Source organism: Nocardia thraciensis (assembly GCF_054782435.1).
This window is the reverse complement of record NZ_BAAGSM010000013.1, coordinates 62,080-81,617: the sequence shown is the minus strand read 5'-3', so window position 1 is coordinate 81,617 and position 19,538 is coordinate 62,080. Positions and strand designations below refer to the sequence as shown.

The 19,538-nt window shown below is 67.0% G+C and carries 1 protein-coding gene (running past one end of the window); it reads right to left on the bottom strand.

What is annotated here, in order from left to right; all coding sequences use genetic code 11:
* Positions 1 to 19,538 carry the 5' portion of a sigma-70 family RNA polymerase sigma factor gene (locus ACYVLQ_RS06910; protein WP_460696546.1) on the bottom strand. Its footprint begins 10,714 nt before the window's first position, so 19,538 of the gene's 30,252 nt are visible here — the first part of the coding sequence; its start codon is at positions 19,536 to 19,538; the stop codon falls past the left edge of the window.

Genomic DNA, 19,538 nt, shown 5'->3' with positions numbered 1-19,538 from the left:
TCCAAGTCGTTGCGGCCACGGATGCCGAACTTGGTGTAGATCGACGCGGCCCGCGCCTTCACCGCCCATGGCGTCGTGGCGAGTTCCCGTGCGATGTCCCTGTAGGATTTGCCGCCGGTGAGATGGGCGAGCATCTCGAGGTCGTGGCGGGTCGAGCCGATTCGCGTGAGTTCGAGCAGACCGGCCACGTTCAGATAGGCGGCGCGTATCTCGTCCGGGATTTCTTGCGGGGCGATGTGCCCGAGGGCGGGCGTTTCGATGAGGCCGCGTACCTCGGTGGCGATGGCCGATACCAGGGCGCGCGGTGCGTGCGGCATCGGGCCGTAGCGGACGTAGTCGGCCAGCGACACGGTCGCCGTATGAACGCTGATGTGGGGAGATTCGGCCGGGGTCTCCCGCGGAGATGCGGGAAGGCTGTCCGAGGCTCGCAATCGTTCGACGAGATCCGGGATTTGTTTGATAAAGGTGCTGTGGGCGCGCCTCGCATGCGGTGGTGCGCAGATTACGAGAATGGACCTCACGTTGTATCCGTGCTTCCACAGCAGCCGCGCCGAATTCACCGCATTGCCGCGGGTGTGCGGGGCGTGCGGCTCCTCGAGAATTCTTTCCGAGTCCACTCCGAGCTGCTCCGCGACCGCCCGGAAGCTCTTCGCCTCGGAATCTATTCCCAATTCGTTCGCGACTGCCTCGAACCAGGCGTCCCCGGACTTGCTCCTGTTCCGCGCGAAACCGGAGAAGACAACCGGACAGTCGCCGAGATGCTCCTCCTCGTTGAGGAGGTTGGCGGCGACGGCAGCCGTGCCGATATCCGGGCTTCCGAGCACGACCACGGCGTCGTAGTGGCGGTCGCGCCGGTACGACCAGGTCGGGTCCTGCCGTAGGTAGTCCCAGATCCGGTTCAGATCCGCCATCATCCGGTCGGTGTCCACCCTCAGCCCGCCGAGTTCCTCGAGCCACGCATCGAACGCTTCCGTGCGGGGGGACGCCGCGGGCCGACCCAGGGCGGATTGGGAATGGGGTACGAGTGCGGCTTCCGTGACGGTCGGTTCGGTCGCCGCCGCGGCATCGGCTCGAATGCGAAGTTTGCGCCGGATACGCTGCTGACTCTGCCGTACGGCATTCTCGGTTGTCCCCAGGCTCGCCGCGATCTCTGCCGCGGGCATACCTGTCGACGCCAGCGAGAGCACCTCGGTTTCGCGCTTGGTGAGCAGATAGTTCTTCGGCGTCTCGTCGTGAGCATTCGGCAGACGTTCGCGGCTGGTGCGGTCGGCATGTGGCGTAAACATTTCCGTGGGTACCGGCGTCGTCAGCGGGGCGCCCATGGCCTGCGCCACGTCCTCCAGCTCGGCCCTGTCGGTGATCCCGAGCTTGTCGAGCAGGCGAGCGATCCGGAACCGCATGGCATCGTTCGATATGCCGAGCCGTCGCGCCATGCGCCGGTTCTCGTCATGAATATCGAGACCGCGTCCCGGGTCGCGGGCGCGGGTGAATTCCGCGATCAGGGTCAGTACCTGGACTTCGCTCACCGTGAGTCCGGGGTGGATCGAAGTCGCGGGCGCAAGCCCCATTTCACCGGCTGCCGCAGCCAATTCCGATGGGCTGCCGATGTGGAGCTTGCCATAGATCCTGGACAGGAGCCGATCGACCCCGGCCTCCGAAATGCCCAAATGCTCGGCGAGCCGCGAGGTTTCGGTCACCCGGGCGGCCAGGGCGACCGTCCGGAACTCCGTCTCCGAGAGCTCCGCATAGCGGGTGAACGAGAGGCCGATGACGCGTGCGGCATTCGTCAGATCGGAAAGCTTGTCGATACCGACCCGAGCGTGTATTTCGACGAGCGCCTGCCGCACATCGGACCGGGCGATATGCAGCGCGTCGGCTATCTCCGGTTCAGTCTGCCCGTCGGTAGCCAGTGCGAGGACCCTGCTCTGCGTTTCGGTCAGCCCACGACGGCAATCGACCCTGCGGCCGGATGATCTGACGGCCGCGAGGTCGACCGCGGTCGCGTCCAGGGCCTGCGCGGCCTGCGACAAGGCGGCCCGGCCGGGAATGTTGAGCGTGTCGTAGATATTCATCAGGCGTCTCGCGACGGCCTTGTCCGAGATGCCGAATACCTCCCCGATCTGCGGGTTGGTCTTGCCCGCCGCGGCCAGGCGGATGATTTCGCGCCAATGCTCGGTTCGTGCCCGGTGGTGGACGGCGATCCTGTCGGCGAGGGCCTCGATCGCCGCCCAGGTGCGTGGTGTGGCGGCGTCGTTGTCCGGCGAAGCCAGGAACCGGCTCAGTTCTCGCCGACTGTCGGGAGCGAGGCTACTGAAGCCGCGTTCGACGTCCCGCGGGTGCGCGGCCGAGAGCGCCTGGGCGAGTACAGAATTCCCAGGAACGCCCCGGTCGCCCAGCAGCGCCTGCCGGACCTGCCGCCGCACCGCGGAGTACCTCCTGTGCTCGGCGAGGACATCGGAGGAAATCAGCGTGAGCCACTCATCCGTGCCGCGGTCACCGATCTCGGACCAGCGTTCGGCGGCCACGGCACAGACTTCGGCGGTGAATTCCCGCGCCGCAACGTGTTTGGGCGCGTGTTCCCGTATCCAGCGAGCGACGGTCGAACCATGGTGCTCCTCGAGCAGTTCGGCCGCCCGCGCCCGGCGCCCCCTGCCGACCTGCTGCTCGATCTCCCGCCGGAGCCGGGCATCGCCCGGCCCGAACCGGTCGGCCATGGACCGGTGCATGGCCCTGATGTCGTCTCCCATCCACATCCCGAGCATTTCCAGGCCGCGCACGAATTCGTACGTCGTGTGGTGGTACGGGAGCATGAACGCGATCATCGCCGCGATGAAGTCGTGCTCGGGGACCCCGGGCGGGCGTAGCCAGCGGAAACGGGCGAGCATGCGCGTGGCGGTACCGGAAACCCCGGAGTTCACGGGGATTTCCCGGTCCGCGAGCTCGCGGATGTAGTCGTTGTCGGGGTCCGGGTCGACGTAGACGAATCCCGGTTGCCACGGAAGCTGGACGACATATTCGGAATGGTCGAGCCGATGCGCCTGCTCCGGGGAGGCCAGGCCCTCGTCGCGATAGACCTTGATCGATCGGACACGGCAACGGCCGTCGTCGTCGAACATCCGATGGCCGCGCGCGTCGAGCAGGTACGTGGGTGCCACGTACTCGATGTGCGGGTCGTGTTCTTGCAGCACTGCCGTCAGACGGTCGGCGTCGACGCGACCGTCGGCGAGATAGGGGAGTGCCACATCGGAGCCGAGTTTGCTGACCCGCAACACCTTTCGCTCGGGAAGCGCCGTGTATTCGCGTAGCGACAGCGGCATGCCCATCGCGACGAGGTCACCCGAGGTGGGCGTGAGCCGCGGTGCTCCTCCGACCCGGTCGGGGAACGCCTGCCTACGCCGCAGATACTCGGCGAAGGCCGCGTCGGCCTTCTCGCCCGCTGTCCGAACGTATTCGACAGGGTTGAGGTCCTTCCACGTGATCGGTTCGCCCGGGTGCTTGTCCTCGAGGATCGCCGCACGGACCTTCTCCAGATAGTCGAAGTCCAACCCCAGCTCGTCTGCCTGGCGACGGCGAGATTCCTTGTCGCGGTTCATATATCGAGCGACGCCCTGGTCCAGGGAGGGGCCCAGTACCGCGTCGCCCAACTCGGCGTGGCGAATCATCGCGTTGAGCACGGCCGACATCTGCTCGCGCAGGTTCCCGTCACGCTTCAGCTCGTCCAGCGGCACCGACGGCAGCACCATGCCGCCCCACCGGGGGCGCGCGGAGGCGTCGAACGTCGCGCGGACCTGGTCGTCGGTCGCCTCGGGACACAGGCCCCGGATCACCTCCTCCAGCCGGTCCAGCATCGCCACCGCCGCGGCTTTGGCCTCCGGCTTGTCGTAGAGGTACCGGGCCAGCTCGGATTCCTGGACGCGGTACAGCAGGGCATTGGTGTAGGTGGGCTGGATACGGAGCGATTCGGCCGGGCCGGGTTCTTCCGAATCGAGGTCGATGGCGACGGGGTTGCCGTCGCTCCCGGAGGCCGCCGATCGCGCGGGCCGCCGATCCCCGTCAAATCTCGGTGCCTGCAGTTCCTCGGACCTGCCCGACCGGCTCCACGGTGTCGGAAGCCCGTCGGGGCCGCCGAGATCGATGGCGACGGGTTCGGCGCCGCTACCGCGGTTCTGCCATGGTGTCGACATGTCGGCTGTGCGTGTGGGCCGATCCCACGGGGTGACGCCCGGTCGCGTGGCGGCCAGGGGATCGCGGATAGCGGGATCGCTTCCGAGAGTCGTTGTGGTGCTGCGTGTTCCCTCGCCGTGCGAGGTCCCGACGGGCCGTACCAAGGCGACGGTGATGTTGTCGGTTTCCCGACGGTCCTTGGCGTACTGGATGATTCCGTCCGACGTCCGGAGCAGGTCGCCGTCGGACTGTGCCAGTTGCTGCCGGACGCAGGCGGCGAACGAACCTGGATCGTCGTGGACGTTGAAGGCGCCGTCGGATCCCAGCGCCACAACCCAATCGCCGGTGAGGTTTTCACGGACGATGAGTTCCGGCTCTCGCCATTCGAGAGCCCGGCCCAGGGCGCGCACGGGACCCGCCTGCTTCCGCATCGCCTTGATCTCGCCCGGAGTTATGTCCGGATAGCGCCGCAGCATGTCCCGGACGGCGGGCTCCTCCTCGAACAGGCGCTCGGAATCTCCGCTGTCGAGGTGGATCAGATGCGCCTCGGAGTCGCCGACCGACACACTGACCACCTTGTCCGGCGTCACCAGCGCGAGCACGATCGTGCACTCGGGAGGATATTGGGTGGTGAGGTACTTCTCCGTCACCAATGCCAGGACTGCCCGATAGGCGGCTCGGACGGCACGTCGGACCGTGTCCTCGGGGTCCGGGCGGCCGCCTTGGTCCACCCGCGCGGCCTCCTCGGCCAGGACGGCGCACGCCGCGGTGACGGCGGCTTCGGAGGCCTCGTCGCTGTGGTCCTGGCTGGAAACCCCGTCGGCCACCGCGGCCAGGGTCCACTGTTCGCCGTGGACCCGTGCGGTCTCGATCGCGAGGAAGTCCTCGTTGACCTTGTGCCGCTGACCGGGCTGACCGCCGATGTCGGTGATGCCCGCGGCGCCGTTCCGCTCGACGGGGTGATGGTGGCGCCAAGTGGCCGCCTCGGGCGCCGCGACCGTGTCGCCGGGGCCTCGAGGTTCGCCCAGCATCGCCGCGATATTGCGTACCGCACGATCGGCCATGCCGTAGCTCTCGCCGGCCTGCTCCACCCGGCGCTGTCGATCGGCCGCCGCCGCGAGCGCCGCGGCGGCCGTGTCGCGAGACCGGGTGGCGGTCAACAGCTCGGAGACCGCGCGGAAGTGGTCGACCAAGAATGCGAGGCGATCCGGGCCCATCGGCACGGTATTCGGTTGCTCCGCGAAGGCCAGCAGCTCCTCCAGCCACTCCGACCTGTCACGCAGCGCGTCGTAGCGCCGCGTGGCCTCGGTGAGCAGTTGCTGATCGTTCGAACTTTCCGGATCGGCGCCTTCGCTCGCGGTCGCCATCTCCGCGAAGACCGCCCCGGCTACGGTCCGCAGCCGCTCCGTCTCCCCGGGACGGAGATGGTCCGCGGGCCAGATCCGGCCCGCTGTATCCGGGCGCGCGGGCACGGGCCGCCCCGCGACGTCGGCGACGTCGGCGAGAGCGACTCCCAGCCGAATTTCCGCGGAGGTCTGCCGGGCCCGCAGGACGTCCGCGGTCCCTTCGCGCGATCCCCGCTCGTGCGCGGCGGTCGCCTGCGCGAGTTCGTCCGCCCAGGCCAACCATGTCGACACCGTGTGCGCGAACTGTTCCAGTGCCCGCAGCCGGTCCTCGGCCATCTGCGTATCCGGTCGGCGCCGTGCGGCGATCAGTTCATCGATGAGAGCCGGTGCGTGTGCCAGCGCCTGATTCTCCGAAACCGACCCCGCGGCAACCACTCTCGCGGCGACGGCATCCCGCAGCGCCTGCAGACCCGCGCCGGGGTCGGACTCGTCGGGACCGAGATCTATGGCGACGGTGTCGGGGCTCTCGGATCGGTTCGACTCCGATGTCCGGCGCCCGTCCATCGCCACTTCCGTGCCGATGGAATGCCTTGCATCCGCGGTGCCGTACTCGTCGGCGAACGCTGTCCGGATCTTTTCCTCGGCCTCGGCCAGGTATTTCTCTACGAGGCGGGTCGGGATCCCCAGCTGCCCGGCCGCCTGGTCGACCGACAGCTCGTTCCAGCGGACCAGAACCACCGCGCGTTTGGCCAGCTCGGGATTCTCGAGGTCCGACAACGCTCTGTCGAACTTGTCGGCGAATTCCACATTGGTCAGTGGAGACTCGCCCTTCTGTTTGATATCGCCCTGGCCGGGCCTGCCCTCCGCCGGTGCATCTTTCGATATCTGTTTGAGCAGCGGAAGGATGTTGATCACCTGCGCGCGGGTGAGATTCAGTGCCGAGCTGATCTCGTCGACGCCGGGTGTGCTGGTGCCGACGCTGTTCGCGCGAACGTACTGATCCACTGCCGCGAGAATGTTTTGCCCATGCGGCGTGACCTCCGAATAGCGCAGCGCCAGGCGTGTCCTGATAACCGAGTAATGAGCCGCCATCAGGGCGGCCGGAAAGAAGCTGCCGGGCGGTACGAAATTTCGGGTGGCCAGCACGATCGCCAACGCTGCCCGTTGTGCGTACTCGTTGCGATGTTCGGCCGGAATGGACCGGCGGCCAGCGACCTCGTATGCGAGCTGTACGTATCCTTCGGTTATCTTCTTTCTGATGTTCTTTTCCTCTTCGGAACCCGGCCGGGTGGCGATCAGATCCCAGAAGTACCGCTCTTCCTCGAGATTACGCTCCCCGATATCCGTGCGCGAATAGTAGGTCAGCAGCGCCGAGACGAGGGTGTCGTTGGATGTGTCGAGCGCATCTCGGATTCTCCGGAGGTCTTCCACCCCGGGTTTGAGATCATTCTCTGCAGCTCCGACCCAGGCGACAGATTTTCCAATTCTGGCGGCCAGCTCGACCGGTGTGATTCCCCGATAGATTCGTACGCTCTGAATCCAATCCTGGATGGAATCGCAGTCGGTGGGGTGAGGAACGGATGGGCTGTCGAGATCCGGAAGATGATGTAGTCCCCATGCGGTATCGACCTCACTCCACCTACCGGCGCGATGCAGGGCGCGCCGGTAGATCCGCGTCACGGTGAGATCGAGCGGATCCCGCACTCCGGCCTCCAGGCTCTGGACCGCACCGGCCGAGATGCCGAACATAGTCCCGGCTTCCGGCGAGGAAAGCCGGTTCACGCGCCGGAAGTGCCGCATGTACTCGCCGAGAGATTCGGAGTCGAGCGGGCTGGGATAGCGAATCATGCTTCTCGGCAGATAGGAGTAACACTCGGCGACCTCGTCGTATACCACATCCTCTTCGGTGGCTGTGGCCGCGAGTAATGCGGCGACATCCTCTCGTGCAATTTCGCTGTCTGTCGATTCCCAGCGGGAGACGGTATTCTTCCCCTTCTCCAATCGGCTGGCGAGCTGTGCGCGCTGGAGATGCTGGGATGTTCGGCGGAACTTCACATACTCGCCGATGCGGTGATATCCCTCCGGATATGCGGGCGAGCCATCGGCGGTAATCAACGCCGGGTAGATACGCGCCGCATCGAGGTATACCGCACGCGCGCCGGGTATCCGGCGCAGGGCTGCCCGGATTTGCCGGATCTCGAGGTCGCGCTCGCCGCGCTCCGCCGCCTCCCACGTGCCCGGCACGGCGCCCACCAGCCTGTCCATCCGGGCCGGTGTCGTCGCCAGGAAATGTCGCAACTCGATGGTCCAGAGTGCCGCGTTCCCGTCGGGTCGCGGTATGCGTCCTACCGGAAGCGCGTCCTCGCGGTTCCGGCCGATTCCGGCATCGTCCAGCCAGCGGTGCAACTGCGCCGGCTCGAGGAAATTCATCTCCGCGTAATCTTCGAGGCTCTGGACCGGTCGACCGGACCTGCGGTCACGCCGTCGCCGGTACCATTCCAGGAACTCGTTCTTGCCACTGGACAGCGCGGTCCAGGGAAGGTCACCATTTCTTTCGGCGGCCGCCGCGAGCTGGGCGCGAGACCCACGGCCATACACCTTCCGAGCATTTTCCAGGTGTTTTTTCACGGTCTCCGGGGCGACGCCGAGGATTTCCGCGATCTCCTGGTTGGGTCGGCCCGCACCGGCCAGCGCCAGGATCTCCAGCTGGCGGACCGTCGGTTTCACTCTCGGTTCCTCGCCGCGGTGCGGGGCTCGCCTCGACGCCGGGTGGTCCCGCGCGGTAGACGTCGGCTCTCGCGGTGGCGCGGCGACAGGCAAGATGCCGTCCGGTTCGGCGGCCGATACCAGGTGCCACCGCGATCCCGGCCCGTAGATGGCGCGCAGATTGTCCAGATGCTTCTCCACGGTCCGCACCGAGATGCCGAGGAACGCCGCGATCTCCGGATTCGTCCGCCTGGTGGCGACCAGATTGAGTATCTCCCGCTGGCGGACCGTCAGCGCCGGACGAGGTTGTGCGGACTCGTCCGGACCGGCGAGGTCGATGGCGACGGGATCGGGTCCGGGCCGAGGTTCCGCCGGAGGCCGTTGCCAGTATTCGACGGAGTGTTCGACGGTACTCCTGGTCGCGGTAAAGGTAAGACGCCTGACGGCAATCGTGCTTTCTGTGACGACCACCTGAGTTCCCCGCCCGCCTTCACGATCCGCCGCTTGTTCGCGCTCGGACCATTCCGGCAGGTTTGCCGCGGATCCCGGTGCGAGGTCGTTGGTGACGGTAAGGAGGAGTTTGTGATCGTCACCTGATCCGGACAGGGCGGTTTCGAAGACTTCCCGAGGCTCGAGCCCGTATTCCTCGGCCTTGTTGTGCAGGTGCTTCTTGGCATTGGTGAGAAGTTCGCTGACAGCGCGCTCGATAGGAGCGGTTTCGTCACGGGTGCGCCAGGGGTGTTGCTCTAGGCGGCGCAGATTTTCGACAAGGGCTTTACGAGCCGCTCCGACCTCTTGGACGTACGGTGGGTCGTCGTCGTCGAGGTCGCCGTACATCTCCAGTGCGCGCGCCTCATCCAACTCGTTGGAAGATGCGGTGACCGGCTCTCGGGCGGCGTGTTCGACGGGGCCGGGTGTTGGGTCGAGATGCCAGTTGACTTCGACGTGGCTGTGATCGCCGGTGGAGTCGAGGAGCCGGATGTGCAGTCGGTTGTCCGTGAGTTCGACGGTGAGGGTAATGGTTCCCACTCCCCATCGGACGGACGCGGCGACCGCGTCGGCGATGTCGCTCACGTACCCGGAGGACGACCAGCCTTCCAGCAGGGTGGTGAGTCGTCGCGCCACGAGGTGGGCCTCGGCTGGGTCGCGTGCGGCGAGGTCGCGGAGGCGGATCTGTGGCGAACCGGTGTTGGTCTGATCAGGCGTCTCGGGATCGTCGGAGTCGTCCAGTGAGATCGCGACCGGGTCGGTGCCCCGGTGATCGCTGGCGGGTGTGTGCTGGGTGGGCGGCGTCTGTCGGAAGGCGGCTCGGACGAGTGGGACCGCCTCGTCGGCGATGCGCTGAGCCTCCTCGGGCGAGATCGCCAGGCGCCGGGCGACCCGCGTCATCGGAAGCTCTTCGAGGAAATGCAGTAGCACAACCTGCACCGCGAGTTCGGCGTCGGGATTGTCCGCCAGCGCCTTCCGAAGGATGGCCGAATACTTTTTCGATAGCGGCTGGCCTGCGGACCAGCGCTGTTCGATAATCGCACGCGCCCGAGCGACCTGCGCGAGATCGAGGTCGACTGCCTGCGCGATCTCCGTGTCGGAGATACTGTCCGGCTCGCCATTGCGCCTGATGTATGTATCGACTCGCACGGCCAGTTTCCGGGTGCTCTCATCCAGATCCGGGAACCGGCGCGCGAAATAGTCGTCGAGGCAGGAATAGCGGGCTGTCGACCACGCCAGGTCGGAAAAGTCGCCGACTGGGGCGAAGTTCACTATCGCGGTCTTTATGTTGTTCGCGGCCAGCTCTATGAGGTCTTGGCGATGCGTGTCGGATTCCGCCCAGCCGGGAGCGACCACGGCTGGAATCCATGAATAATGTTCTCGGTAGATCCGCTCCTGCAGCTCCCATTGCTCTCGGGAGCCTGGTTCGGTGGCGACCAACTGCCAGAACAAGTGCTGTATCGCCGGATCGGCTGCCTTCGTGTCGGGGCGCACGTAGAAGCGCTTCAGCGCTTCGACGATAAAGTCACCGGGTAGACCGAGTTCGGTTCGCAAAGTCCGTAGCACTACAACCCGTGGTTTGTTGAAACCGCGCTCCATTCGGGAAACCGTCGGAGCTGTCGTCCCCGCGTATCGTGCGAATCTATCTTGAGTAATGTCGAAATATCGCCGCAACTCTCTGAGCCACTCGTGTATATACGTCGAATGGCGGGGGTCCGGCAGCTCGGTCGGAGCCGGCGGTTCTGCCGGAAACAATTGGCGCAGCTTGTCGCGCCGCCCAGGTTCCGCCGCTGAATTCGATCGGTCGTCCAGCACGGTGACAGTCATCGCGACCATCTCGGCTCGTGTCTTCGCGTCGAGCAGTCCGCGAATATCCCGGAAGTACTCTCCGATGGCCCCTGTGGTCTTGTCGACCATCTCCCCTATTTCTCGGTCGCTCCTGCCTTCCGCTGCGAGTTCGAGCAATGCCTTATCCCTCGGGGTGAGGAACTTCAACGCGGTGGTCGGTCCGGGAGCTTCGAAAATGCCATTGCGGATCACGAAAGCTACCATGGCGACTCGGTTGCCGCCTACTCCGAGAGCCTTCGCGACCAGCCTCAATTGTCTTTCGACTGTTCTGGGTGGTAGCTGTTTGGCTTTCTCTATCCTCTTATCGGTCCACCCCGCGGCGATCAACTGCAGCAGCTCGATATGATCGGAAGGTAATGCGGCATTATGGTGAGGAGGGGCCGGGTCGTTCGGAAAGTCTACAAAACCGGCCCTTGTCGCAACGTCCAACAGGTCGGTCCGAAATTCGACGCCGAGTTTGTCCGCGACCTGTAGCCAACGTGTCGTGACATCGTGCACGGAAATTCCCCAGGCAGCCGCGATATCGGCATCGCTCTTGCCCGCCGTGGCCATGCGGAACAGTTCTTTCTGTCCCTCCGTCAGAGCCTTGTACCGCCTATCGGGTAGGTCGACCGCACTCGTTCCATGGCCTTCTCCGAACCAGTGGCCCGCTGCACGCAGTGCCGCATCGCGGACGTCCAGGTTCAGCTGCTGAGCGATCGTCGTGAATTGCTCGGAGACATCCTGTGCGGTTATTCCCCAGCGTTCCGCGACTTCCGCGTCGGACTTGCCCTGTGCGGCCAGGCGGAGCAGTTCGACCTGGAGCCCGCTCGGCTGCCCGGCCGAACCGGCGGCAGTCTCGGAGGGGTGACTCCGCATGGCCGCGATCGCAAGTACGTATGCCTGGACGGCGGCCCACAATGGGCGGTCTCGAGCGGCGAGATTGCCGGAGGGCACAGGTTGTGCCGCACCGTGACGACGTTGGTCGGGGCCGAAGCGGTTGATGTTCGCCCGCTGGCCTGCCGCGATCGCGCTCATGGCGCGCCGCAGTTCCGACGTCGTAGCCTCTGCCAGGGGGCGCCGGAGTTCCTCGGCGCCTCCGGACTCCGCGAATGCCTGCTGAATGCGGTCCCGGAAGCGGGCGAATTCGGCATGCTTGGGCATGAGGTTACGGGCGACGAAGACAATCCATTTCTCAACGTCGCGGTCGGGGATCTGAGCGAAACGATCCACGCTCGTTTCGAACGCTTCGTCGGCAATCTCCTGGGCCACACGGGGCTCGGTGAAGGCGGTCGATATCCACCGAAACACCTTGTCGCCGAACTGGTTCCGTAGCACCTCGATCGCCTCGTCGCGGCGCCCCTGCGCGAGGTAACGGTCGATCAGTTGGCGCAGCACTGTTCTGGGCACGGGTGCCGCTCGACGCTCGCCGGAGGATTCGGATTGCCCGTCCTCGGACTCGCCCAGGTCGACCGGAACGGGAGCGGCCGCCCGCTCCCTGGACCCGATGCGCTGTCGGGGCGGCGCGGCTCGGGGAGGTTGTGTTGTGTTCGCCGGATCGGCCCGCTGCGCCGCTTCCTCCAGTCGGTCCAATTCGTCGAGTACGAAACCGGAGTCGGGGTTCAGGTACGCGACTTGCTGTTTCGCGTAGGCGGTGCGGGCGGCGGCGGGCTTCGCGCGCCATGCCGCGGCCAGGGACGCGGCCGGGCCCCTGTCCGCGAGGCTCGGGCCGGATTCGGTCGCGGCCGGGATCGAGCCGCGATAGTTCGCCCGCACCAGGGCGTTACGTTGTCCGGCTTCGGTCACCACCTGGGCGTGCGGGATGCGGCGCAGCAGGGCCTGCAGGACGTAGGCGGGGTGTGTGGGGTCGGTCGGAGCACTCCTGCCGAAGGCGTTGTTCGACTCGGCCATCGCCTCCACCGGATTGAATATTCTGAGGCTTCGCAGATTGCGTTCGTAGGCATCCGGTCCGGCTTTTTCGACCGCGAGTATTCGGTTGAGTACATCGTCGTCGAGCCATCTCCGCCATGCGCGGTATACGACCTCGGGCGCGATCCGGCCGACGTTTTCGTATTCTTCGGTATTTTTCCCCGCGGCAACCGCGCGGTCATTCCTTCCCGATACCCCGGCTTGCCGTAGCCATACATCGAAATCCGTGCGAGTCTCGAACCGACTCAACCACGATTCGAAGGTCGCGCGCAGGCGTGCTTCCTCATCGTTCGTCAGGTTCTTCCTGTCGGCGCTGTACGCGTTGAGCTGTCCCAGCCACTCATCGAACTCCGTGTCCGGTGACAGCTGACCGGACTTTTTGAATCCGATGAAGTGTTCGTACAGGAAACCGAAACCCCGTGTCTTCTTCGAGTTGTCGAGATCGTTTCTACCGGAGTCGTTCGGGAGATGGGCGATCGGTGATTTTTCGTCCTTGTCTTTCCAGCTGCCATCCCTTCGCGGGTCGGGTATAGATCGCTCTTTCTCATCGCCTTTCCAAGTAGTTTCGTTCCGCGGGTTCGCGACCGGTGAATCGTCGCTCCTGTCCTTCCAGGCGGTCTTGGCTTCCAGGTTCGCGATCGGCGACCGGTTGTACAGGTTGTTCCGGAGCGCGTGATCTTGCAGGTGGCCCATCTCATGACTGATGGCGTCGTACGCCGGATCGCCGGTCGGGGCATTCAGGCGACCCGCCCGCACCGCACTCCGCATGGACCGCTGGAATTCCTCGGGATCACCGAAGAGATTCTCGTTCAGCACCATGCAGGTCGGGGTCGTCTCGCCGATGCCGTCGGGGGACCAGATGCAGGCACCGATCTTGCCGCCCATGGGAGCGAGGAGTACCACGTCGAGCTTGATCGAAGGGTCTGCGGCGAAACCATCGGCGATCGCATTCCTGATCGACAGCGCCGTATCGATGGAGATCCCCGGTTTGTCCAGCCCGAGCACCTCGACCCCGTACGTCTCGAACAACTGCCGGGCGATGGCCTGCTTGGTATCTCGATCCGCGGCTGTCGGATCAGAGGTAGTGCGAGCGCCGCTCCGCTCGGCCGAGGACGGCGGCTGCCGAGTCGTCGGATCGGTGGTGTTCCGCACCGCGATCGCCTGTGCGGCCCACCCCAACAAATTGATCTGGGCGTCGGTGAGGTCGTCGGGAGACCGGGAGTTCAGCGTTTCGCTCACGAGTCGCCGGACGGCCGGATTGAGCAGATTGAAGCTGTCGGGCAGGACCTTGCTTCGTGCCATGCCGAGCAGCCAGTCGCCGACATCCACGCTCGGGTCGACCTGCCAACCACCGGCCGTCGCGGCGGCGATCGTGGCGCGGGCGACCGCGTGCGCCAAGACTTGAACCTGTGTGGGTGGCGTGCCGCGGTCCGTGCCCCAGAGCACGGTGCACAGGCCCTGGGCGGTGGCGGGGCCGTAATGGCGGTCCAGTGTCTGGGCGGCGGCCCGGTCGCCCTGCTGGGCGAGCCGCACCGTCTCGGTGCGGTCGGCGGCCGACCACAGGTCGAACGGAATGCCGGAGGTCGGTGTGGCCGCGAGAGCCTGCTGGGCGGTCTGAACGTGCCCGACCACGTCGGCGACCGCCTGGGCGATGGACCGGGTGGCGGCCTGGCCCTGCTCGGCGCCGAGCTGATGGCGTTGCCGCAGCGCGGTACCGGCCTCGGTGACGACTCGACGCTGCGCCGGGTCGAGTTGGTCGAGACTGGCGTCCAACAGATTTCGCGCGGTCGTGCGCAGGTGGTCGGTGACGTCGGTGCCGATGGGGATCCCGTGGGTCTCGACCGCCTCGAATACCGCCTGCTGGACGGCCTGCGCCACCGGCAGCAGCGGCGCGGCCGCCTGCCCGCCCGGTGCGTCCAGCAGTTGCAGTAGCTGGCGCAGGACGCTGTCGCCGTGCTCGTCCCGCAGGTGGGGGGTGGCCGGTGGGTTACCGGAGGCCAGGGGGGCGGCCGCCCCGGCGGCGAGCCCGGCCGCCGTCGGTACGGGGACGCCGTCGACGGTGACGGTGGCGTGCTGGGACTGCTGGGTTTGCCCTGCCGGATCACCGGGCGGGGCGTTGGCCGGGTTGGCGCGCCGCATCGAGCGCTCCTGGTACGCGCGGTCGGCGGCCTCCTTCTGCAGTTCGGGGGTCACCTCGCGGATCCGGTCCGCGGCCGCTTCGAGGTTCGTTTCGGCGGCAGCGGCCTTCGCCCGCGCGGCCTCGTCGACGGTATGAGCCGGTGGTGTCCCGTCCGGTGGATGGTGGGCCGCTCCGGAGTTCCCGGCGGTGGCCTCGGCGTGGTCGGCCACCGCGGCCCGGTAGTGGGTGATGGCGACCTGTGCCTGGTGGTTCGGCATGTCGGTGTAGAGGCGGTCGCTGACCGCGACATTGAAGCAGTAGCTGCCGTTGCGGCCGTTGCGACCGGCGCGCGCGGCCCATTGGTGATCCTCGTCCGGGTTGCGCGCCGAGCGGCCCAGCATCTGGGCGTGCACCCCGCCCAGGGCGTTGACCTCGTCGGTGATCGAGACGTCGAAGCCGCGGCCCAGCATGCCCGTGCCGACTGTCACCCGGCCTCGCTCGCCCGCCCCGTCCTTGACCGACAGCAGGTTTTCCTCGGCCGCGTTGTTGTCGCGATGCTCGGCGAACCAGCGGCCGTGGATGGCGTCGTGTTCGATTCCCGCCTTCGTCAGCATCAGCGAGAAATTCCTCGCGATGTCGTTGGTGGGGCTGATCACCAGGACCGGACGTCCTTCGGCCTGGAGCTTCAGCACCTGCGCCACGGCGTCCTTCAGTTTTTCCGGCCCGGTGAGGAAAATTCGGTCCTGCTCGCCGGTCAGTTTCGATCTGGCGAAGTCCTCCACCTTTGCCAGCCCGCCCTCGACCGGAAAATTCTCCTTGATTTCGGCGGCGGTCCGTTCCAGCGTGCCGGACATCAGGTTCAACCGCCGATAATCGCCGAATACATCCTCGACGGTGACCTGTTTCGAGCCCTTCCCATCGGAGTACACGTCGACGCCGAACATCGCCTCGACCATCTTGTGGCGACCACCGAACCAGCGGCTCTCGGTGCCGACCTTCGGATCGCTGCGCGGTTTCCCGTATTCGTCGAGGATCTGGATCTTTCCATCGAATATCTGGAAGTCCCGATTCAACTTCACCCGGCCGGCCTTGACGTCCATGAACGCGCGGGCCATCTCGGTTTCCTCCGACGACAGCGCTCGACCGGACCGCTGTTCCCACAGCCGTCCGGCCTTCTCGAGGCTCCCTTCCGGGTCGGCGCGCAGGTTCGCCGATGTCAGCTCCCGCTCTTTCAGTATCCCGCGCATGAAATCGCGGACCCGATATACCTCGGCCGCCTCCACGTCCGATGCGACCTCACGTTGCCCATCGGACTGGTAATGAACCGTCTGGTTGTGCACCAGCACCGCGTCGGCCTCGTCGATCGTCGCGGTGTTCCCCGGTGGGGGCTGGTCGAACAGCTGGGCCGTCGCCCGTTCGTCGTAGGTCATGTAATAGACCGTGGGGACATCCGGCTCGGCCGGTGGATTGTGGGTGTCCCAGCGGGCGGCCTCGTAACCGAGATCGCGAAACATCGGCGCGAACTGCCGGATTCCCTCGTTGGCCAAGGTCTCGGTCGTGGTGATCACATGGTGCACCCGTTCCCGTCGGCTATCGGAGAGCTGCACCGGCTCCCCGCGCGACAACTGCCGCAGCGAGTCCATCGCACCGACGATCGACTTTCCCTGCCCCGTGCCCATCTGGCGCATGTACCCGTGCTCACCGAGCAAGACCGCCTCGTTCTGGTTCCAGCGCGGCGTCAAACCGGTGGCCTCGCGCACGGTATCGACGCACCACAGCAGCGACGCCAGGTCGTCGCCGCTTTCGATCCCCTGCCTGCGTTGCGTCCACGAGGCGCCCGCGAACTCCTCGCTCCGCAGGCGGTACACGATCTGCACTGCTTTCGCTGTCGTCTTGAACCGCGTCAGCTGCTCGGGCGTGAGATCCGCCCTGACCTTCGGGTCCGCGGACGGCAGCATGGCCAGCAGATCCTTTGCCAGCGCCGACGCGGCGTCATTGCGCGCGGATACGGCCTCCTGATAGGCGGTTCGGCACTCGGCCAGATCCTCCTGAGCCCGGCTGAGCTGACCGGACAGCTCGTGCGCCTCCGCCACATCGACGGCCTGCTCCTGCAGTTTCAGCTCGGCATGCGTGTCCTGCACACGCTCGTTCGCCTCTTGGATCCGCTGCCGATGGTGTTCCCAGACCAGCTCGTTCTGACGCTGCTCCGCCGAAACGGGGCGTCCTGCCTTGTCCCCCTTCGGTACCTCCGCGCCGGCGGGTTCGGTCTTCACCGGGCTCGCGCTGTCGTCCACAGGCACGTGCGGCGGGGCCGGGCCCTCGGCGGACGATATCCTTCCGGCGGCCTCGTCGGTATTCGTCGGGTTCTTTTGTGCGACACCGTTTTCAGTGCGCCCTTGGTCGGGGCCGTGGGCCGTGGCTCCGGCCTTGTCGGGCTGCCCGGCCCCGGTTTTCGCTGGTTCGACAGCCGGGGGGCGTTCCGACGCGGCGACTTTCGGCGCCGAGACGGCGGGCGGGCGATTCCCGCTTGCGGCGGCGGGCGGTTCCGCGGGCGGACCGGTGCGTGGTGCGGGGGCCCGCGGCGCGTTGCCGCCCGTGGGCTGTGCGGCCGGTTGCTGCCGTACCGGCGCGCCCGATCCTTCTCCCGTGCCGCTGGGCTGTCCGGGTGTGCCGCGCGGCGGCGCGGGCGCGTCGGGACCGGCGACCGTCATCACCGGTCCGGCGTTCTGATCGGCCGCTTCGACGCCCTCACGGTGCCCGGCGGGAGCCGGTTCGGAGACCGCGGGCGGGGTATCCGCGCCCGTCGTACTGTGTTGCGCGGGAGTGTTGTCGGTGTCGGCTGCCGCCGGGGCTAGCTGCGCCGCTTCGTCTTTCGCTGCAGGAGGCCGCGCCGCGGGACCGGCTTCCGCATCGGCCGCGCCGCTTCGGCGTTCCGGAGGCGATTGCGCGGCGGTCTGGTCGCCGGGCCGGGCGGGCGCCTGCTCGCCGTCGGCGGAGGGCGGTCGCCCCGCACCCCCGCCCTCCGCGACGGGCGGTCCCGCGGCGCCAGCTTTCACGGCGCCCGCGCGCCCCTGTCCCGCGGCACCGACCGGATCGGAGCCGTCGAGGCGCGGCTTGTCCGCAGCACCCGGATTCTCCTGTTCCGCAGAAGACTTCGGGGCGGGACGTGGCACGCCGAGATCGGCACGCCCGCCATCGTCCCCGGCGGACTCGGGCGAGGGCGGCCGGGCAGCGCCCACCTCGTCACCCACCGGTCGCGGTTTGCCCGCGCCGACCGCGGGCTCCGCCGCACCGGTGGCCGGTCGGGGCCCGTCCGAACCCCCGGCAGGCGGCGGGGTGGCGTCACCGACGGCCGCGGAATCCGGTTGTGCGGCAGGAGCGTTCTGCGGCCCGGGGGCCTCCGGGGACGCCGACTCCTGTGTCCCGGTGATCGGCGCCCCGAGCGGGTTGACGGGGGCCGCCACGGCGGGGAAGGAGTAGTTCTTGACGAAATTGACGTTGTCGACCACCACGCCCGGCACATTTGTGGGCTGCCAGTCCGTGCTGTTGTTCCCCACGGTGAAGGGCTGCTCCGGCGGTGGTTTGTACTGTTTCGGCGGCGACACATCAGGTGGACGATTGCCCGCGCCGGCATCCGCCGCCGGTTCCGCAACCGCGTCCGGCGACGGTGAGGTCTTCGTCGGCTTCGGTACCGGGTCCGCGGTGGTGTTGACGCCGAATTTGCTCTCGGGGGTCTTGACCGGGTTGAGGTTGTCCACCGAAATCTTCGGCATGCCCGCGGGCTGCCAATCGCGGCTGTTGTTGACCGCCGGGGCCGGACGCGAGGCATCGGCCTGCTGGTTCGCCTGCTGCATCCGCGAGACGAGCTGGTTGATCTGCTGCTGGGCGACGGCGGGGTCGGCAGGATCGAAATCCCTGGTGGTGAGGCCGTGCGTCGCCAGCGCATCGAAGAGCGCGGCATCGGAAGCCTCTGGTTTCGCAGCGGGTTTCGGCGATTCCCCGGTCGGCACGGAAACCGGTGTGGCCGCGCGGATGTCGCGGGCCGCGTAGCCGCCGGCGATGACGGCGCCACCGACGAGGCCGGGCAGCATGCCCTCGGTAAAGGCCTTGGCGGTGAACGCCTCTCCGGTCAACCCGAGCGAGACCGCGGTGCCCGCGACGGCGCCCCCGAGCCCGCCGAGACCGCCGATGGCGGCGGTTCCGGCGAGCTGCACGCCGATCCGGGCCCCGTTGCTCTCGCGGCTGGCGGCGTACGCCCCGACCTTGGGGCCGAGCCAGCGTGCGGACAGCACGCCTACGAGGCCACCGGCCGCACCGGCGGCCGTCGCCACACCCGCGGCCTTCCCGTCGATCTCCTTGCGATTGCCCTCGAGAACCTGAATGCCCTGTCCGATGACGTTCAGCCCGCCGCCCTGGAGCATGCCGATCGCCATACCGTGGCCGACCAATACGATCCCGCCGCGTTCGGCCGCCAGCTGGGCGATGCGTCCGGCCAGCAGTTGCAGGGCCTTCTTCCAGGCGTTCTCGATTGCGGTTCGCGCGGCCAAGCGCTGGATATGGGCCTCCAGCGCGCCCCCGAACGCGAACATCAGTGCGCAGCGCAACAGCGCGATGGACAGGATCACCAGGATGCCGATGATGGTGATCTTCATCAATTCGACGGTATTGGCGTACTTGTACAGTCCCCTGGCGAGGCTGTCGTAATAGCTGGCCTGTTTGCGGAAGCGATCGGCGAACTGCTCGTGCTTCTTGCTGACGGCGGCGGCCACCTCGCCGCGCGCCTCGCTGGGCATGCGGGCCTTGTGCTCGTGGAACTGGGCCTTCTTACGGCTCTCTTCGGCCCGGTCCGACCAGCCGTCGGCGAGCCGGCGCAGCTCGTCCTCTCCGCCCGCCGGGAAGCGCCCTGCCGCGCATGCCACCACCGTCTCGGGCAGCCACGGCGGCAATATCAAACTCAT